Source organism: Clostridium sp. (genome assembly GCF_021372645.1).
Lineage (GTDB): Bacteria > Bacillota > Clostridia > Clostridiales > Clostridiaceae > Clostridium.
The window spans coordinates 1-17,225 of sequence record NZ_JAJFUC010000095.1; the positions used below are offsets into that span (position 1 = coordinate 1).

Genomic DNA, 17,225 nt, shown 5'->3' on the forward strand with positions numbered 1-17,225 from the left:
ATAATATCAATTAAATGATTTGATAAATTTTACAAAAAAGATATAGAAAACAAGTGAAATGCACCACAAAATTTGGTAAGATAGATATATATACCAAAAGTTAAAGAAAAAAATATATAAATTTAATACTATGAGAGGGATAGAAATATGGATGGGGGTATGATTTAATGCAAGATAAGCATAAAAGCAATAAAGTTAATAATAAAGAGGAAATGGGAATTGAAGAAAATATAAATAAACCAATAGAACAAGATAAGAAGATAGTAGTGAAAGAGGCTTCTACAACTCATACGAAAGAAAGAAGTAGTAAAAGTAAAAGTAATGCACAAAAAAAAATTACTTCGAATAAAGCAATAAAATCAGAGACTAATAAGGTTCTACCAATAATTAAAGAAAAAGAAATTATAGCTCAAAATACTGAATCTAAGGTTGAATTAAAATCTAAAAAAACTACAAAAAAAACTAGTGCAAGAAAAAGTGCAGCAACTAAAGTTTCAGTAAAATCTGAAGAAAAGCAAGAAATTGATTTAAAAATACAAGGGAATAAAAATAACGAACTAGATAAAACAAAAAAAGATGTAGCTGGAGAAAAAGAAGTACAAATAGTTGCTAAAGATATCAAGGTTGAAGTTGGAAATGATAAGGAAACTACTACGAGAAAGACATCTTCAAAATCAGTAGCGAAGACTATTACTAGTAAGACTTCTAAAACTACTGAAACTCCTGCAATGAAGCCAAATGCTTCTACAAGAAAATCACCTTCGAAGAAACCAACCCAAGCACAAACTAAAGCAGTTGTTGCAAAAGAAGTAAAAACACAATCTAAATCTAAGGCAGAACAAATAAAAAATACAGTTAAAAAGGTTATGAAAAAAGTAGATAGGACTGATATAACTAGCTTTAATGCAGACTTATTTCATCAAGGCAAAAATTATGAAACTTACAATATACTAGGCTCACACATTAAGACTGAAAAAATAAATAAAGGTGTACAATTTGCAACTTGGGCACCTAATGCTAAGGATGTATATGTTGTTGGAGATTTTAATAATTTTGAAGTAAAAGATCAATATAAACTTGAAAAAATAACTGAAAATGGATTATGGAAAGGCTTTTTTGCAGAAGCTAAGGTTGGAGACAAATATAAATATTGCATAATAGGAAAAGATGGGAAAAAAGGAGAATATAAAGCTGATCCATATGCAATACAAACTCAATTAAGACCAGATAGTGCATCAATAGTATATGAACCTAAAGATTTTAAATGGAATGATCAAAAATGGATTGATAAAAGAAATAAAATAAATGTCTTAGAAGAACCGCTAAATATATATGAAGTACATTTAGGTTCTTGGAAAACAAATAAAGATGGTGGATTTTTAACTTATGAGGAGATTGCTGAAGAGTTACCTAAATATGTAAAAGAAATGGGATATACACATGTGGAAATTATGCCACTTGTTGAACATCCATTAGATGCTTCTTGGGGATATCAAGGAACAGGATATTATTCACCAACAAGTAGATATGGAACAATAGAAGGTCTTAAAAAATTAATAGATAAATTACATGACACAAATATTGGAGTAATAATGGATTGGGTTCCAGGGCATTTCTGCAAGGATGCTCATGGATTATATAAATTTGATGGAACACCAACATATGAATACCAGGAAGAGTGGAAAGCTGAAAATAAAGGTTGGGGAACTTGTAATTTTGATTTAGGTAGACCAGAAGTAAAGAGTTATTTAATATCAAATGCATTATATTGGTATAGAGAATTTCATATTGATGGATTAAGAGTAGATGCAGTATCTAGTATTTTATACTTAGATTATAGTAGATCACATGGAGAATGGGTTCCAAATAAGTTCGGTGAAAATGGAAATTTAGAAGCAATAGATTTCTTAAAAGAATTAAATAAAGCAGTTTCTGCAGAATATTCAACAGCGCTAATGATAGCAGAAGAATCAACATCATGGCCTAATATAACAAAATCTACAAATGATCATGGATTAGGATTTAATTTAAAATGGAATATGGGTTGGATGAATGATACATTAGAATATGTTGAAATAGATCCTAAATATAGAAAGAATAATCATAGAAATATAACATTTGCAATGATGTACAATCATGCTGAAAATTACTTATTACCTCTTTCTCATGACGAAGTTGTTCATGGTAAAAAGCCACTAATTGATAAAATGTGGGGAGATGAATGGAATAAGTTTGCAGGATTGCGAGCATTTATGGGTTATATGATGGGTCATCCAGGTAAAAAACTAGTATTCATGGGATGTGAATTTGCACAAACAATAGAGTGGAGAGAATACGAAGAATTAGAATGGAATTTAATTGATAATTTAGAAATGCATAAAAAGACACAATTATTTTACAGGGATTTAAATAATTTGTATATTAATAATAAAGCTTTTTGGGAGCTTGATCATGACTATAGAGGTTTTAATTGGATAGAAGCAGATAATAATGAGCAAAGTATACTAATTTTCACTAGAAGGAGTAGAGATGATCAAGATACATTAGTTTTTGTAATAAACTTTACTTCTAAAGTATATTATGACTACCAAATTGGAGTTCCATTCCTAGGAAGTTATAAAGAAATATTTAATACTGATGACTGTAAATATGGTGGTTCAGGGCAAACAATGGATGATACATTAATATCTGAAAAATCATCATTCCAAAATCAACCATATTCAATAAAAATAAAAGTGCCACCAATGGCTACATTAATATTGAAAGTAAATGAAATCAATATAGAACAAGAAGATAAAGTAATTGAAGAATTATCTGTTAATGAGAATGATGAACTTAAAGAAATGAATCAATAAAAAACATAAAGTTAAAATTATCCTATAAAGAATTATAATGTATCTTAAAAGTGGTGAATTCATAAACAAAGAGGGTACATTGTACATTGAGGGTACCTAGTCTAGGGGCGAACGTTCTTAACCCCTATCTAAAGAGATTGGGGACGTTAGAACATCTAGAAATTAAATGTTATTAATTATGCTAAGGGGGATAAAGAATGAGAGTTTTATTTGTAGCATCAGAAGCTGGTCCATTTATTAAGAGCGGGGGGCTTGGAGATGTTGCAGGAGCATTACCCAAAGCACTTGCACAAAAAGGTGCAGATGTAAGGGTTGTGATACCTAAATATAAGGAAATTAATTGGGAAGTAAAAGACAAATTAAGATTTAATAAGTGGTTTAATGTCAGAGTTGGGCATAGAGAAGAATTTTGCGGAGTCTGGGAATGTTTCTATAATGGAGTAACATATTATGCTTTAGACAATGAAAAGTATTTTAATAGAGATGGATTATATGGCTTTTATGACGATGGAGAAAGATTTGCTTTTTTTGATAGAGCTGTACTTGACATGTTAAGGCAATTAGATTGGCAGCCAGATTTAATTCATTGTAATGATTGGCAAACAGGTATGATTCCTGTATTACTGAAGTTTCAGTATAAAAAAAATGATATGTTTTATTGGAATATGAAATGTGTGTATTCCATTCATAATATAGCATTTCAAGGAGTTTTTGATCCTCAGATATTACCAGGATTATTTGGGTTTGATATGGAACTTTATAATAATACATGCTTAAAATTTGATCTAGGCGTAAGTTATATGAAAGGCGGATTATATTATTCTGATATAATCACAACTGTTAGTAATAGCTATGCAAATGAAATACAAACACCTGAATATGGTCAAAGACTAGATGGAGTATTAAGAGATAGATCCTATGCACTAAGAGGAATAACAAATGGTATAGATTATGATGAATTTAATCCTAACACAGATAAATTTATTAAACAGAATTATGATATAAATTCAATTAATAATAAAGTAATAAATAAAACTGAATTGCAAAAAGAATTAGGATTGACTGTTGATGAAAATATACCAATGATAGCTATGGTAACAAGGTTAACACATCAAAAGGGTATTGACTTATTAGTTAATATTTCAGATAGATTATTACAACAAAATGTGCAATTAGTAGTTCTAGGAACTGGTGATAAGCATTATGAAGATCATTTTAAATGGTTAGATTATAGATATGGAAATAAAGTATCTGCAAATATTAGATTTGATAATGCTTTAGCAAATAAGATTTATGCTGCATGTGATTTATTTTTGATGCCTTCGCTTTTTGAACCATGTGGACTTGGACAATTAATAGCACTTAGATATGGCTCAATTCCTATAGTTAGAGAAACTGGTGGACTAAGGGATACTGTTACAGCATACAATGAATATACTGAAGAGGGTAATGGATTTAGTTTTAAAAATTATAGTGTAGATGATTTGTATAATATAATACAATATGCTTTGTGGATATATAAGGATAAAAGGAAGTGGAACAACCTTATTAAACAGGCAATGAAATCTGATAATAGTTGGAATAAATCAGCTGAAATATATTTAAATATATACAGAGAGTTGACAGGTGTAGATTAGAACAACGTTATGAGGGGGGACATGAATGCTCGAAATGGATAAGAAGGGATTTAAAAAAGCTTATGTAAATAAGTTTTTGGAGATGCATGGGATTGAGTTAAAAGAGGGAAATAATCAGCAAAAATATGATTCTTTAGCAAGCTTAGTGAGGGATTATGTTACAAGAAAGTGGCTTAAAACCAATAAGAAATATAATAAAACAGGAGAGAAGCAAGTTTATTACTTTTCTATGGAGTTCTTATTAGGAAGACTACTTGGAGATGCATTATTAAATATAGGAATAAGAGATGTATGTAAAGAGGCTTTATCAGATTTGAATATAACATTAGAAGACTTAGAAAATTTAGAGCAAGATCAAGCATTAGGCAATGGAGGCCTTGGCCGACTTGCAGCATGTTTTTTAGACTCAATGGCTTCTTTGAATATTCCTGGAAATGGTTGCGGAATTAGATATAAGCATGGATTTTTTGAGCAGAAGATCATTGATGGAAAACAAGTAGAAGTATCTGATGATTGGTTAAAAGAAGGGAATGTATGGGAAAAGAGAAAAGCTGAAAAAGCTGAGATTGTTAAATTTGGTGGAGAAATAAAAGTAAGTGAAGTAAACGGACATTTGAATTTTACACATATAAATTTTGAACCAGTTTTAGCTGTTCCATATGATACTCCAATTGTAGGATATGAAAATGAAATCGTCAATACTCTTAGATTATGGAGTGCAGAAGCAGTTTCAAATGAATTTGATTTTTCATCATTTAATAGAGGAGATTTCCTTAAAGCAATTGAATACAAAAATTCAGTTGAATCAATTTCACAAATTTTATATCCAGAAGATTCATTTTATGAAGGAAAAATGCTTAGATTAAAGCAACAATACTTTTTTGTTTCAGCAGGAGTTCAAAGTATTATAAGACATTTTAAAAAGCATGGAAAAGATATAGAATTGTTAGATGAAAAGGTGGCAATCCATATTAATGATACTCATCCTACACTTGCAATACCAGAACTTATGAGGATATTGGTAGACGAAGAAGGTTTAGAATGGGACACTGCATGGAGAATAACTACGAATACAATATCTTATACGAATCATACAATTCTAGCAGAAGCTTTAGAAAAATGGCCATTAGATATGTTTAAGAAATTGCTTCCAAGAATATATATGATTGTTGAAGAAATAAATAGAAGATATTGTGAAGAACTTTCTGTTAAGTACCCAGGTAATTGGGATAAGGTTAATAGAATGTCTATAATAGCAGATAATAAAGTAAAAATGGCACATTTAGCAATTGTAGGTAGCCATAGCGTAAATGGAGTAGCTAAACTTCATACAGAAATACTTAAGAAAAAGGAAATGACGGATTTTTATTACTTATATCCAAATAAATTTAACAATAAAACAAATGGAATAACTCATAGAAGATGGCTTTTAAAGAGTAATCCTGAACTTACAAAATTAATAAAAGATACAATTGGGGATAGCTTCATAAGGCATCCAATCGACTTGAAAAATTTTGAAAGGCATTTATATGATGAAGTTGTTTTAGAACAATTAGGGAAAATAAAAAAAATTAATAAAGAAAAACTGGCCAGTATAATATTAAACAACGACAATATAAGTATTGATACTAATTCTATATTTGATGTTCAAGTTAAAAGAATGCATGCTTATAAAAGGCAAATACTTAATTGTTTAAGAATTATGGATTTATATAATAAATTGATTGATAATCCTAATTATGATATTGTGCCAAGAACATTCATATTTGGAGGAAAGGCTGCACCAGGATATTATTTAGCTAAAAATACTATCGAATTAATAAATAGTATTGCTAGCAAAATAAATAATGATCCTAGAATAAATGAAAAGATAAAAGTAATTTTTATTCAAAACTATAGAGTTTCATTAGCAGAACAGATTATTCCAGGTACAGATGTAAGTGAACAAATTTCTACAACGACCAAAGAAGCATCAGGAACATCAAATATGAAATTTATGATGAATGGAGCTATTACAGTAGCTACCTTAGATGGCGCTAATATTGAAGTAAAGGATGAAGTTACAGATGACAATATAGTAATTTTCGGACTAAATGCAGATGAAGTGCTCAATTATTATAAAAATGGAGGATATAAATCTGTAGATATATATAATAGTGATGTAAGAGTAAAAAGAGTAATTGATGATTTAGTAAATGGAAAATATCATAGTGATAAAGAAAAGTTTAGAAGCATTTATGAAAATCTAATAACTTATAATGATGAATTTTTTGTTTTGCAAGATTTTGATTCATACTTAAAGGCTCAAGATAAGGTTGATACTCTTTATAGGGATACTAATAAATGGCAAAGGATGTGTGGAATTAATATTGCACATTCAGGAATATTCTCATCTGACAGAACAATTGAAGAATATGCAACAGGGATTTGGGGATCAGAAGTAATTTATAAGAATCTATAGGAGGTTAATTTAATGAACGGTATACAGGTAGTACATGATTCGCAAAGCATAAAATTTAGGAAGCCTTTCGGAGCTGTAGAAGTTGGTCAAAAGGTTAAACTATCAATTAATGTTGATAGAGAAATAATAGTAGGAGTAGAATTGATACAGTTTGATGGCACTAGAATAAATATGGGGATGCAAAAGGAGTATTTAAATAATGGCGAATTTAGATATTCTGCAGAAATTGATACATCTGATGCTTTGGGGATATTAGAATATTACTTTATTCTAATAGATGGATATGATAGGTTATATTATGGAAATAATGATGAACATTTAGGTGGTATTGGTCAAATATATACTTATAATCCTGTACCGTATCAAGTGACTGTATATGAAAAGTCTTATATACCTAATTGGTATAAGGAAGGGGTAGTATATCAAATTCTTATAGATAGGTTTTATAATGGAAATGAAGATAAGTCTATAAATTCTCCAAAGGAAAACTCATTTATATATGGAAGATGGGACGATGATCCCATGTATATTAAAGATAGTTTAGGAAGAATTGCTAGATGGGACTTTTTTGGTGGAAATATAAAAGGTATCGTAAAGAAATTAGATTATATAAAATCTTTAGGAGCCAGTATAATACAGTTAAGCCCTGTATTTAAATCTTCTAGCTGTCATAAATATGATACAGGGAATTATGAATTTATAGATGAAATGTTTGGCACAAACGATGAATTTAAAGGGTTATGTAAATTAGCAGAAAGCAAAGGAATTAAAATTATTCTAGATGTAGTATTAAGTTATACTAGTTCTGATAGCAAATATTTTAATAAATTAGGTAGTTATAACGATATTGGAGCATATCAATCTCCTAATTCTAAGTATCATGATTGGTATAAATTTAATATATATCCATATCAGTATGAGTCATGGTGGGGAATTAGTGAAAGACCGAATGTTAATTCAATGGAAAATGGATATATTGATTACATTATAAAAAATGATAATTCTATTATAAAGAAGTGGATAGATTTTGGTTGCAGCGGATGGAGATTAAATGTAATAGATGAGCTTCCAGATGAGTTTATAGAATCAATTAGAACAAGAATGCAAGAAATTAATAAAGATACTGTACTCTTGGGAGACATTTGGGATGATGCATCTAATAAAGTTAGTTATTCTAAAAGACGAAAATATTTGCAAGGTAAAGAAGTGCAAGGAGTTACAAACTATCCTTTAAGAGAATGTTTAATTAATTTTACTAAAGGATATATAACATCAAATAGATTTAAGCAAAAAATTATGTCCTTATATGAAAATTACCCTAGAGAAAGCTTTTATGGAAATATAAATGTTGCAGGTACAAATGATACCGAAAGAATCTTAACTGTTTTAGATGGAAATGTAGAATTATTGAAGTTACTTGTAGTAATTCAATTTACATTGCCAGGGGTACCACTAATATATTATGGGGATGAGGCAGGGTTAAAAGGTGGGAAAGAACCTGATAATAGAAAAAGTTATCCGTGGGGAAAAGAAGATAAAAACCTTATTAACTTCTATCATAAAATAGTAGGTATAAGAAATAACGAAAATGGGTTAAAAAAAGGGGATTTAAATATTCATGAAACAGATTCAGATGTATTCGTATTTGAAAGAAATTATGAAAATGAGAAAATAATAGTTTTGGTTAATGTTTCAAATGAACAAAAATTAATTAAGGATGTTAATTTAAATGGGTGTTATGTTAATTTATTTAATGTTAGTGAAAAATACAAATTTGTAGGGAATAACAGTACAATAAGTATTTTCCCACATGATTTTAAAATATTATGTAAAATTTAATAGGTTATAATATGGTTAATTAGCTAAATTTGACGAATGTTATTACAATGCATGTATATGGTATTTGCTTACATTAGAGTGTATAATATACTATGTAAAATAATTAAATAACATTTTTGGTCATTAATCATAATATACAATAATTACTGATAATATAATATGCTATAAACATATTAAGGTACATTCAAAAAATAACAGACCGGTATGCTTGTCTATTTTGCGTCATACTGCGTTGATAAGTTTCCTAATAGATAAGCTATGAGAAAAACTTATCTACTTGGTTGAAATGAAATATACAGTACATCTTTGGTTTGCTATTTTATTTCATGTGTCTAACATAAAACAATATGTTAAGCATATTATTAAAATATATAAGCATAAAATATTAAAATTTTATCTAATGAGAACAATAATATATGAGAGGAGATAATATTATGGGTAAAAATGAAATGGTAGCAATGATATTAGCTGGTGGACAAGGATCAAGACTCGGGGTATTAACAAAAAAATTAGCGAAACCAGCAGTACCATTTGGGGGGAAATATAGAATTATAGATTTTCCGCTAAGTAATTGTTCTAATTCAGGTATATATACAGTGGGAGTACTAACTCAATATAAACCATTAGAATTAAATGCTCATATTGGTATAGGTGAGGCGTGGGATTTAGATAGAGCCCATGGTGGAGTAAGTATATTACCACCATATCAAGAAGAAAAGGGTGGAGAATGGTATAAGGGAACTGCGAATGCAATTTATCAAAATATAGAATTTGTTGACAGATATGATCCAGAATATATTTTAATTCTATCAGGAGATCACATTTATAAGATGGATTATACAAAAATGTTAGACTTTCACAAAGAAAGACAAGCAGAAGCTACTATTGCAGTAATTGAAGTGCCAATGGATGAAGCATCTCGATTTGGAATAATGAATACTAGAGAAGATTTATCAATATATGAATTCGAAGAAAAGCCTAAAAATCCTAAAAATAATTTAGCATCTATGGGAATATACATTTTTAATTGGAAAACTCTTAAGAAATATTTAAAAGAAGATGAAGCTAATAAAACTTCAAAGAATGATTTTGGAATGAATATAATTCCAAGTATGCTTGGTGATGGAAATAAAATGGTCGCTTATCCATTTAAGGGATACTGGAAGGACGTTGGTACTATAGATAGCTTATGGGAAGCAAATATGGATTTAATTAAGGATGATAATGAACTTGATTTACATGAAGAGGATTGGAAAATATATTCGGTTAACCCAATAAGACCAGCACAATATATAGGTGAAAATGCAAAGGTATCTAATTCACTAATCGTTGAAGGTTGTGTTGTCAACGGACAAATTGAAAATTCTATATTATTCCAGGGAGTTCAAATAGGCAAAAATTCAGTTATTCGTGATTCAATAATTATGACAGATGCAAAAATAGGAGATAACGTAGTTATTGAAAAAGCAATTGTTGGAAGTGGAGCTATTGTTAGAAAGGATTGTAAAATTTCTTTAGGTGATGAAATAGCTATTATTGCAGCAAAAGAAGAAGTAAAAATGGGTACAGTTATAGAAAATAATAAAGCTGTTTAGTAATCACTAAGGGGGAGGAAGAAATGAAAAATTGTATTGGCATAATTAACTTAGATGAAAATGAAAATAGAATGGGAGAATTAGTTGTAAATAGATCACTTGCTTCAGTTCCAATTGCAGCAAGATATAGAGTTATAGATTTTGTATTGTCTAATATGACTAACTCAGGCATTAACTGTATAGGCATTTTTACAAAAAATAAATCAAGATCATTAATAGACCATTTAACAAATGGTAGACCATGGGATTTGAATAGAAAGAAAGATGGGTTAAAAGTTTTTAATTTTGGAAATGATGAGCCTGTTTATGACGATGTTCATAATTTCGCTGAGAACATACAATTTTTAACACATAGTAGAAGAGAATATGTATTATTAGCACCAAGCTATATGATTTGTAATATAGATTATAATGAAGTATTAGAATACCATAAAAGTACAGGAAAAGACATTACGATGGCATACAAAAAGGTAAACAATGCAGATGAAGCTTTTGGGGATTGTGGAGTATTAAATTTTGATGACTCAGAAAGTGTTATAAGCGTAGGAGAAAATATAGGAAAAAATCCAAAAGCTAATATTAATATGGAAATGTATATATTAAAGACAGATTTGTTTATAAATATTGTAAATGACTGTGTAAGTAGTGGAATGTATAGAAAAGTTAAAGAATATATTCATAATAATTTAAATGTTTTAACTGTTGGAGCTTATGAATTTAAGGGACATTTAGATTGCATAAATTCAATTAAAGCATTATATGATAGTAATGTAGGATTTCTAAATAGAAAGATAAATAAAGAAATTTTTAATGAGGAGAGGCCTATTTATACTAAGACTAAAGATGAAGCCCCAACTCATTATGCAGATAATAGCAATGTTGTAAACTCAATAATAGCAAATGGTTGTCGTATTGAAGGAACTGTTGAAAATTGCATAATAGGCAGAAGAGTATATATAGGTAAAAATACTAAGCTTAAGGATTGTATAATAATGCAAAATAGCAAAATTGATGATGAAGCAGTATTAGACAATGTAATTGCAGATAAGGGTAGTGAGATAAGAAAAGGAGAAACGCTCATTGGATCTATTATGTATCCTTTAGTTATAAAAAAGAAAAAAATAGATTATAAATTAAAAAGATAAGATATATAAAAGAAATAACAAGTTAAAGATGCTAGCCTATTTTAGCTTAAAACAAAATAGATTAGCATACTGATTTGTTATTTTTTGAATATGCCTAATTACTGAGTGGAGCAGTAATTAGGCATATTCAATTATTAACTTAGGATAAATTCTCTTGGAGGTTTAATAAATTAATGAATTATTTATAATGCACAATATTTGATACAAGATATATAGATTAAATAAAGTGAATAGTTGTAAAATGGGGCTGTCGCATTAGCGGATTTAAATCTGTTAGCGATAGCTCCTTTTTTAGCTTGCATAAAATATTTTCTATATGGGATATTTCTTTAATTATTAAATATCTAAAAAAATAGTCGCACTTTAATAAGCATCTTTAAAAGACTTTTTAAAAATTACATTTATGCAGTTTTCTTTAATTCAAATAAATGCTTACCAGTACGGTCTGCTTGTATTTTACTATGTAGTTTGTTTATATTATGTGCCATAGCAAGAAGTATGCTTTTTGCTATGGCGTTCTTTTGCTCTCGGCACATAAATCTTCTAAAATTCATGTCTTGCTTTATTTGGACAAAAGAGCCTTCTACTTGTATACTTATATTTACTCTAAGTAGACAGGCTTCCACAGTTATAATTCTTTCAAAATCTTCTTTTCTTTGACAATTGGATTTTTTTGATGTCTCAATTCTCTTGGTTCTCTGCTCTAAAGGCGTTTTAGAATTATTTCCTTTTATGCATTTACTTTTATAGTTACAATTATTGCAATCTTCGCAAATATAAATTGTTTTTTCACTTTCATATCCTGTTTTAGATTTTGTGATTTTTATGCCTTCCTTTTTTAATTGCTTACCATTTCGGCATGTATAGAAATCTTGCTCTTCATTGTAATCCATATTTTCTAGCTTACCAATATCATTTTTAAATTTTCTTGTTTTTGATGTTTCGTAATTAGCTAGCTTAATAAATGACATTTGTTTATTTTCTTCAATAAATGAATAATATAGGAATGGATAAGAACTTGATATTATCACCTTCTTTTCCACTCCTCTACACCGTACATGTGACTTTCACCGCATACGGCGTTCCATCAGCATTTTATTAAGTTTAATATTTATTTTAAATCATAGAATTTCCAACAAGTTTGCGAAGTTTATTAATTTTATTTAAGGCTTTTCTATCCAACTTTATCCTTTATTTATATTCCTTAATTTTGAGTTCATCAGCTTCGTTTATGAAACTTCTTATTTCTTTATTAACCAATACGAGATTGTGATAATTATCAGTTCCTCCATTTTCCTTAGGAACTATATTTTTTATTTCCATGTCGTTTATGTTTAAATTTTCTTTACTGACGTGACATAATCCTCTTTGTGCTACAAAAAGTGATAATCTGTTATCATTTTTCTGTATGCTTTCGTTTTTTGTAAAAGAGTTATTTATAAGAAATTTTAAGTTATTCTTAAATTCATCGTCAAGGTCTTTATGGATATGGAATCTGTCCAATATTGTGTATCTGCTTACTATCATCTTCATAAGCCTTGGTATTTTAAATTTTACTCCTGCTAATGGATATATAGTGATTTTACAGATACTTATGGGTTTGAAATTGTATTTTCCATAAATCCTTTTATAAGTTTTATTTTCATATAGGGTATTGCTTCGTATACTTCTTGTTCGATTATAGAGCCTTTTTCTAACTAAGAAATTTATTTCGCTGAAATCCAAATTAACATGGGTAGCGATTTTATAATAATTATGCCATCCTAAAATCATTGAATTTAATTTTTCTACTTTATATATTTTAGGATTATTCTTTATTTTTTCTATTTGGTTTTTATAATTCCTAATGATTTTCGTTTTAGCTTTATTAGATATCATGCTTTTAACAACAAATTTCCTTTTCTTTTTAACAGCTTTTAGTTTAAAGCCAAGAAAATTCGAGTAATTTTTTCTTAGATTTATCACCATTGATTTTTCGGGACTGATATCCAACTTAAGTCTTTCTTTCAGCCATTTTGTTACAGCTATAAATATTTTCTGAGCGGATACATAATTGTTTGTTAAGATTTTAAAGTCATCAGCATAGCGCACAATGTACATTTCCTTTAAATTTGTTTGTTTTAATGCTCTTATTTTATGCTGTTGAGTTGAATATTCTTTTGTTTTCATGCCTTCCCATTGACTGTGTATCCACCAATCCAGTTCATTTAGTACAATATTAGATAAAAGTGTTGAAACTATACCGCCTTGCGGAACGCTTTTTTATGGAATACCGATACCTTCAATTTCTGCCTTAAGCATTTTGGATATTATAAATATTAATTTTTTATCTTGTATTCCCATAGTCCACATCTGCTTTAAAAGTTTTCCATGATTGATGTTATCGAAAAATCTCTTAATATCAATATCTATAACATAATGAAGTTTATTTATGTTTATTAGCTGCATCACTTTTGCTACTGCATTTTCAGCACTTTTATCAGGTCTAAATCCATAACTTCCATGATAGAATTTAGCTTCTGCTATCAGTTCTAAAATTTGTTTTATACACTGTTGAACCATTCTATCATCAATTGTTGGTATGCCTAAAGGTCTTAGTCCTCCACCTAATTTTTCTATTTCAACTCTACGTACTGGCATCGATTTGAAATCTTGAAATCTTTCTTTTATATATCTTATCCATTCTGATATTTCATATCTATCTATATCCTTTATGGTAGTCCCATCAACACCTGGAGTTTTGCTCCCTTTGTTATTTTTTATATTTCTGTAAGCTAAAGCTATATTTTTATCATTTATTATCATAGAAATTAAATCTTTAAATATATAACCTTCTTTACTTTTGGTATAAAGTAAATCTTGTGTTTTTTGAATATCATAATATTCATTATTTCTTAGTTGCTGTTTCTTTAATATTCCTTTTCACCTGCCATCATTAGTTAGCTTCATTCGATAACCGTTTCAGCTTTTTTAGTCTTAATCGAACTTAATGATTTTCTAATAATTTAATTCTTAATAAAACATTGATTTGTGGCTATCCCTTCGCTTGCTTTCACAAGTTTCATCGGTACTATGCCAATACTTTCACTGATATAAAAGTAAGTTATAGTTAATTTTTAGCCTTTCCTTACAACCACTTCAAAGGAAATAAGCCCTCCATGTTATCAGCTTACCACGTTCCAATAACTTTATCCTTGCATATATCCTTAGGTAATTCCTATGAGCCTGTGTGCTTGATACTGCCTGTAACAATATAAGGAGTTTCATAAAGAAAATTCTTACTCATCCTCACACACCCTACAACTTTGGTAGGTAAAACATTTCTATTTTATCAGCGTATAGACCCGTACATTCGGAATTTTGTCAGTCTTTTTTTTCTAAGACATTCTTACCATAGATATTTTATGGACTCCCGACCTATCTTACACTCGACCACCTCTGGTTCGCTTTTCTTAAAATTTTACTTTTTAGGGTATAATCTCAGCCGACTTCACCGAACTTATAACAAAGTTTTTCTTATTAAAAGCTTCGCTATTCGGAGTATCAGAGAAAGCCCTTCCAGACGTTACCCTCTCATTTGACTTTTCAAGTTATTAGTTCTCAAACAAATTTATTTGTTTAGGCAATACTTTTCATATTGCAACGTGTCGCACTTTCTTCGCTTTCATATCCGGCATCTGTGACTATTTTTAAGTATTTAAATTTTAACCTTTCTTCCATGATTTTAAGAAAAGGTATAAGTGTTGTTGTGTCTGTTGGTTGTGGCCTAATGGTAAACCATACAATATATTCTGAATCTACACCATGCTGCAAATTATAAGCTGGTTTAAGTTATCCATTTTTCATAGCATCTTCTTTCATTCTCATAAATGTAGCATCAACATGAGTTTTTGAATAACTGTTACGACTACCGCAAGTGTATACTTTTTTTGTGTATTCTTTAAACTTTGAAAGATATTCTTCAAGAGTTTCAATTGAACGTTGCAATGGAGTCCTTCTTTTCCCACATCCGTGGACGAATTCGATGCCTTCTGATTTTTTTAGAGCATAAAGCTTTTTCCTAAGCTTTTTTACATGTTTCATTTGCATTGTATCTTTATAAATGACATTAATACCATAAAGAGTTTCACAATCTTCATCATTTTTCTTTGCAATACTTGATTTTCCCTTATTCAGGAATAAGTCGAATATAAATCTTTTAAATTCATCTCCTCTATAGATTGACTTAGTAAACGCATTGAATCATTAGCTGGTATCAATAATCAATATTTAACGGAAGTTTTTATTGATAAAATTGTTGATTAACTGTAAAATATTTTTGATTTGTATAATAATATTTTACTATAAAGGGGCTGTTGCAAAACTAACAAGTTAGTTTTGTATCAGCTCATTTTTTATAAAAATAAAAAATGTGAATTCCGAAGAACCCACATTAATTGTATAATTAAATTATGCAACTAACTAAATCATACACTAAAAATTATAATGAATTTAATGATAATTTTCAACTTATATTACCATTAGATTTAGAAAATTTAATACCAGAAGATGATTCTGTCCGATTGCTAAGTCATGTATTGGAGGGATTAGATTACACAAAGTTGTATAAGGCGTACTCTTCCGTTGGAATAAAACCAGCAGTGGAACCTAAAATCATGTTCAAAATATTATCTTACGCTTATTCTCAAAATATTTATTCAAGCAGAAAAATAGAAAAAGCATGCAACAGAGATATAAATTTCAGATGGTTGCTTCAAAGCTATAAAGCACCTGATCATGCTACAATTAGTAGATTTCGTAAAGACTATCTTTCAAATGAAGTAATTGAAGATTTATTTTATCAACAAGTTAATTATTTAGCCAATCAAAATGAAATATTATTTAAAAATGCATTTATTGATGGCACTAAAATCGAAGCGAATGCCAATCGTTATACCTTTGTTTGGAAAAAAGCTATTTTGAAAAATGAGGGGAAAATGTTTGATAAAATTCTTGTTCTCTTAGAAACTATTAATCTTGAAGAATTGAAGCAATTTACTGTTCAGAAAGAAACACTGATAGATGACATTATTAAAATTATTCAATGGCTTGCATCTGAAAAAAAGAAAAGAAACATTGAATTTGTTCATGGAATTGGTAAGAGAAAAACTAAGATTCAAAAATGGACAGAGCAACTAACCGAATATAAAGAAAGACAAGAAAAATATAATTTTAGTAAAAATCTGTTTTCAAAAAGAAATAGCTATTCTAAAACTGATCCTGACGCAACTTTTATGCATATGAAAGATGATCATATGAGAAATGGTCAATTAAAGCCAGCATATAATGTACAAATTGCAGTTGAAAGTGAATACATGACCGGTGTCAGAATATTTGATGATAGAAATGACATAGCAACATTAATACCTATGCTTAATAATATGAAAGAAAAAATTAGCCGTAAATATCTTAATGTAATTGCTGATTCAGGTTATGAAAGTGAAGAAAATTATTTATATCTAGAATCAAATAAACAAACTCCTTATATAAAGCCACAAACTTATGAAAAGTGGAAAAAAAAGAAGTTTTAAAAATAATATAAGTAAACGTGAAAATATGAAATACGATGCTGAATCAGATTTTTATATTTGCCATAATAATAGAAAGTTGATACCGACTTCTATTATTCATAGAAAATCCGCAAGTGGATACAA

At 28.9% G+C, this 17,225-nt stretch carries 8 protein-coding genes and 2 pseudogenes; 7 read left to right on the forward strand and 3 right to left on the reverse strand.

The annotated features are described in order from the left end of the window. The first annotated feature begins 167 nt into the window (after positions 1-167). The 6 genes from glgB to glgD all read left to right on the forward strand — a co-directional run bounded on the left by glgB (position 168) and on the right by glgD (position 11,532). Positions 168-2,855: a 1,4-alpha-glucan branching protein GlgB gene (gene glgB, locus LLF98_RS14165; protein ID WP_291704704.1), complete on the forward strand. Its 2,688-nt coding sequence runs from the start codon at positions 168-170 to the stop codon at positions 2,853-2,855. A 197-nt stretch (positions 2,856-3,052) separates the two neighbouring features. Next, on the forward strand, positions 3,053-4,492 hold the full coding sequence (glgA, locus tag LLF98_RS14170; protein WP_291704706.1) for a glycogen synthase GlgA: 1,440 nt from the start codon (positions 3,053-3,055) through the stop codon (positions 4,490-4,492). Positions 4,493-4,517: 25 nt separating this feature from the next. Further along, complete coding sequence (locus tag LLF98_RS14175; RefSeq protein ID WP_291704708.1) at positions 4,518-6,953, forward strand: glycogen/starch/alpha-glucan phosphorylase; 2,436 nt, start codon at positions 4,518-4,520, stop codon at positions 6,951-6,953. 12 nt (positions 6,954-6,965) lie between these two features. Further along, positions 6,966-8,792 carry a glycoside hydrolase family 13 protein gene (locus LLF98_RS14180; protein ID WP_291704711.1) on the forward strand — a complete coding sequence of 609 codons (1,827 nt, stop codon included), beginning with the start codon at positions 6,966-6,968 and terminating at the stop codon, positions 8,790-8,792. Positions 8,793-9,226: 434 nt separating this feature from the next. Then, on the forward strand, positions 9,227-10,387 hold the full coding sequence (locus tag LLF98_RS14185; RefSeq protein ID WP_291704713.1) for a glucose-1-phosphate adenylyltransferase: 1,161 nt from the start codon (positions 9,227-9,229) through the stop codon (positions 10,385-10,387). A gap of 23 nt (positions 10,388-10,410) precedes the next feature. Beyond that, the gene (glgD, locus tag LLF98_RS14190) at positions 10,411-11,532 is read left to right on the forward strand and encodes a glucose-1-phosphate adenylyltransferase subunit GlgD (RefSeq protein ID WP_291704716.1); all 1,122 of its coding nucleotides are present in this window, start codon (positions 10,411-10,413) and stop codon (positions 11,530-11,532) included. 401 nt (positions 11,533-11,933) lie between these two features. Here glgD and LLF98_RS14195 read toward each other — a convergent pair whose 3' ends face one another. The 3 genes and pseudogenes from LLF98_RS14195 to LLF98_RS14205 all read right to left on the reverse strand — a co-directional run. Beyond that, the gene (locus LLF98_RS14195) at positions 11,934-12,563 is read right to left on the reverse strand and encodes a transposase (RefSeq protein ID WP_291704719.1); all 630 of its coding nucleotides are present in this window, start codon (positions 12,561-12,563) and stop codon (positions 11,934-11,936) included. Positions 12,564-12,723: 160 nt separating this feature from the next. After that, positions 12,724-14,337: pseudogene (ltrA, locus tag LLF98_RS14200) on the reverse strand (group II intron reverse transcriptase/maturase). Positions 14,338-15,261: 924 nt separating this feature from the next. Next, a pseudogene (locus LLF98_RS14205) lies at positions 15,262-15,456 on the reverse strand (IS5/IS1182 family transposase); the annotation flags it as partial. 527 nt (positions 15,457-15,983) lie between these two features. Here LLF98_RS14205 and LLF98_RS14210 point away from each other — a divergent pair. Beyond that, the gene (locus tag LLF98_RS14210) at positions 15,984-17,102 is read left to right on the forward strand and encodes a transposase (RefSeq protein ID WP_366512123.1); all 1,119 of its coding nucleotides are present in this window, start codon (positions 15,984-15,986) and stop codon (positions 17,100-17,102) included. Positions 17,103-17,225 lie beyond the last annotated feature (123 nt).

Coding starts and splice junctions, on each gene's coding strand:
- glgB (WP_291704704.1), top strand. CDS start 168: ATGCAAGATAAGCATAAAAGCAATAAAGTTAATAATAAAGAGGAAATG.
- glgA (WP_291704706.1), top strand. CDS start 3,053: ATGAGAGTTTTATTTGTAGCATCAGAAGCTGGTCCATTTATTAAGAGC.
- LLF98_RS14175 (WP_291704708.1), top strand. CDS start 4,518: ATGCTCGAAATGGATAAGAAGGGATTTAAAAAAGCTTATGTAAATAAG.
- LLF98_RS14180 (WP_291704711.1), top strand. CDS start 6,966: ATGAACGGTATACAGGTAGTACATGATTCGCAAAGCATAAAATTTAGG.
- LLF98_RS14185 (WP_291704713.1), top strand. CDS start 9,227: ATGGGTAAAAATGAAATGGTAGCAATGATATTAGCTGGTGGACAAGGA.
- glgD (WP_291704716.1), top strand. CDS start 10,411: ATGAAAAATTGTATTGGCATAATTAACTTAGATGAAAATGAAAATAGA.
- LLF98_RS14210 (WP_366512123.1), top strand. CDS start 15,984: ATGCAACTAACTAAATCATACACTAAAAATTATAATGAATTTAATGAT.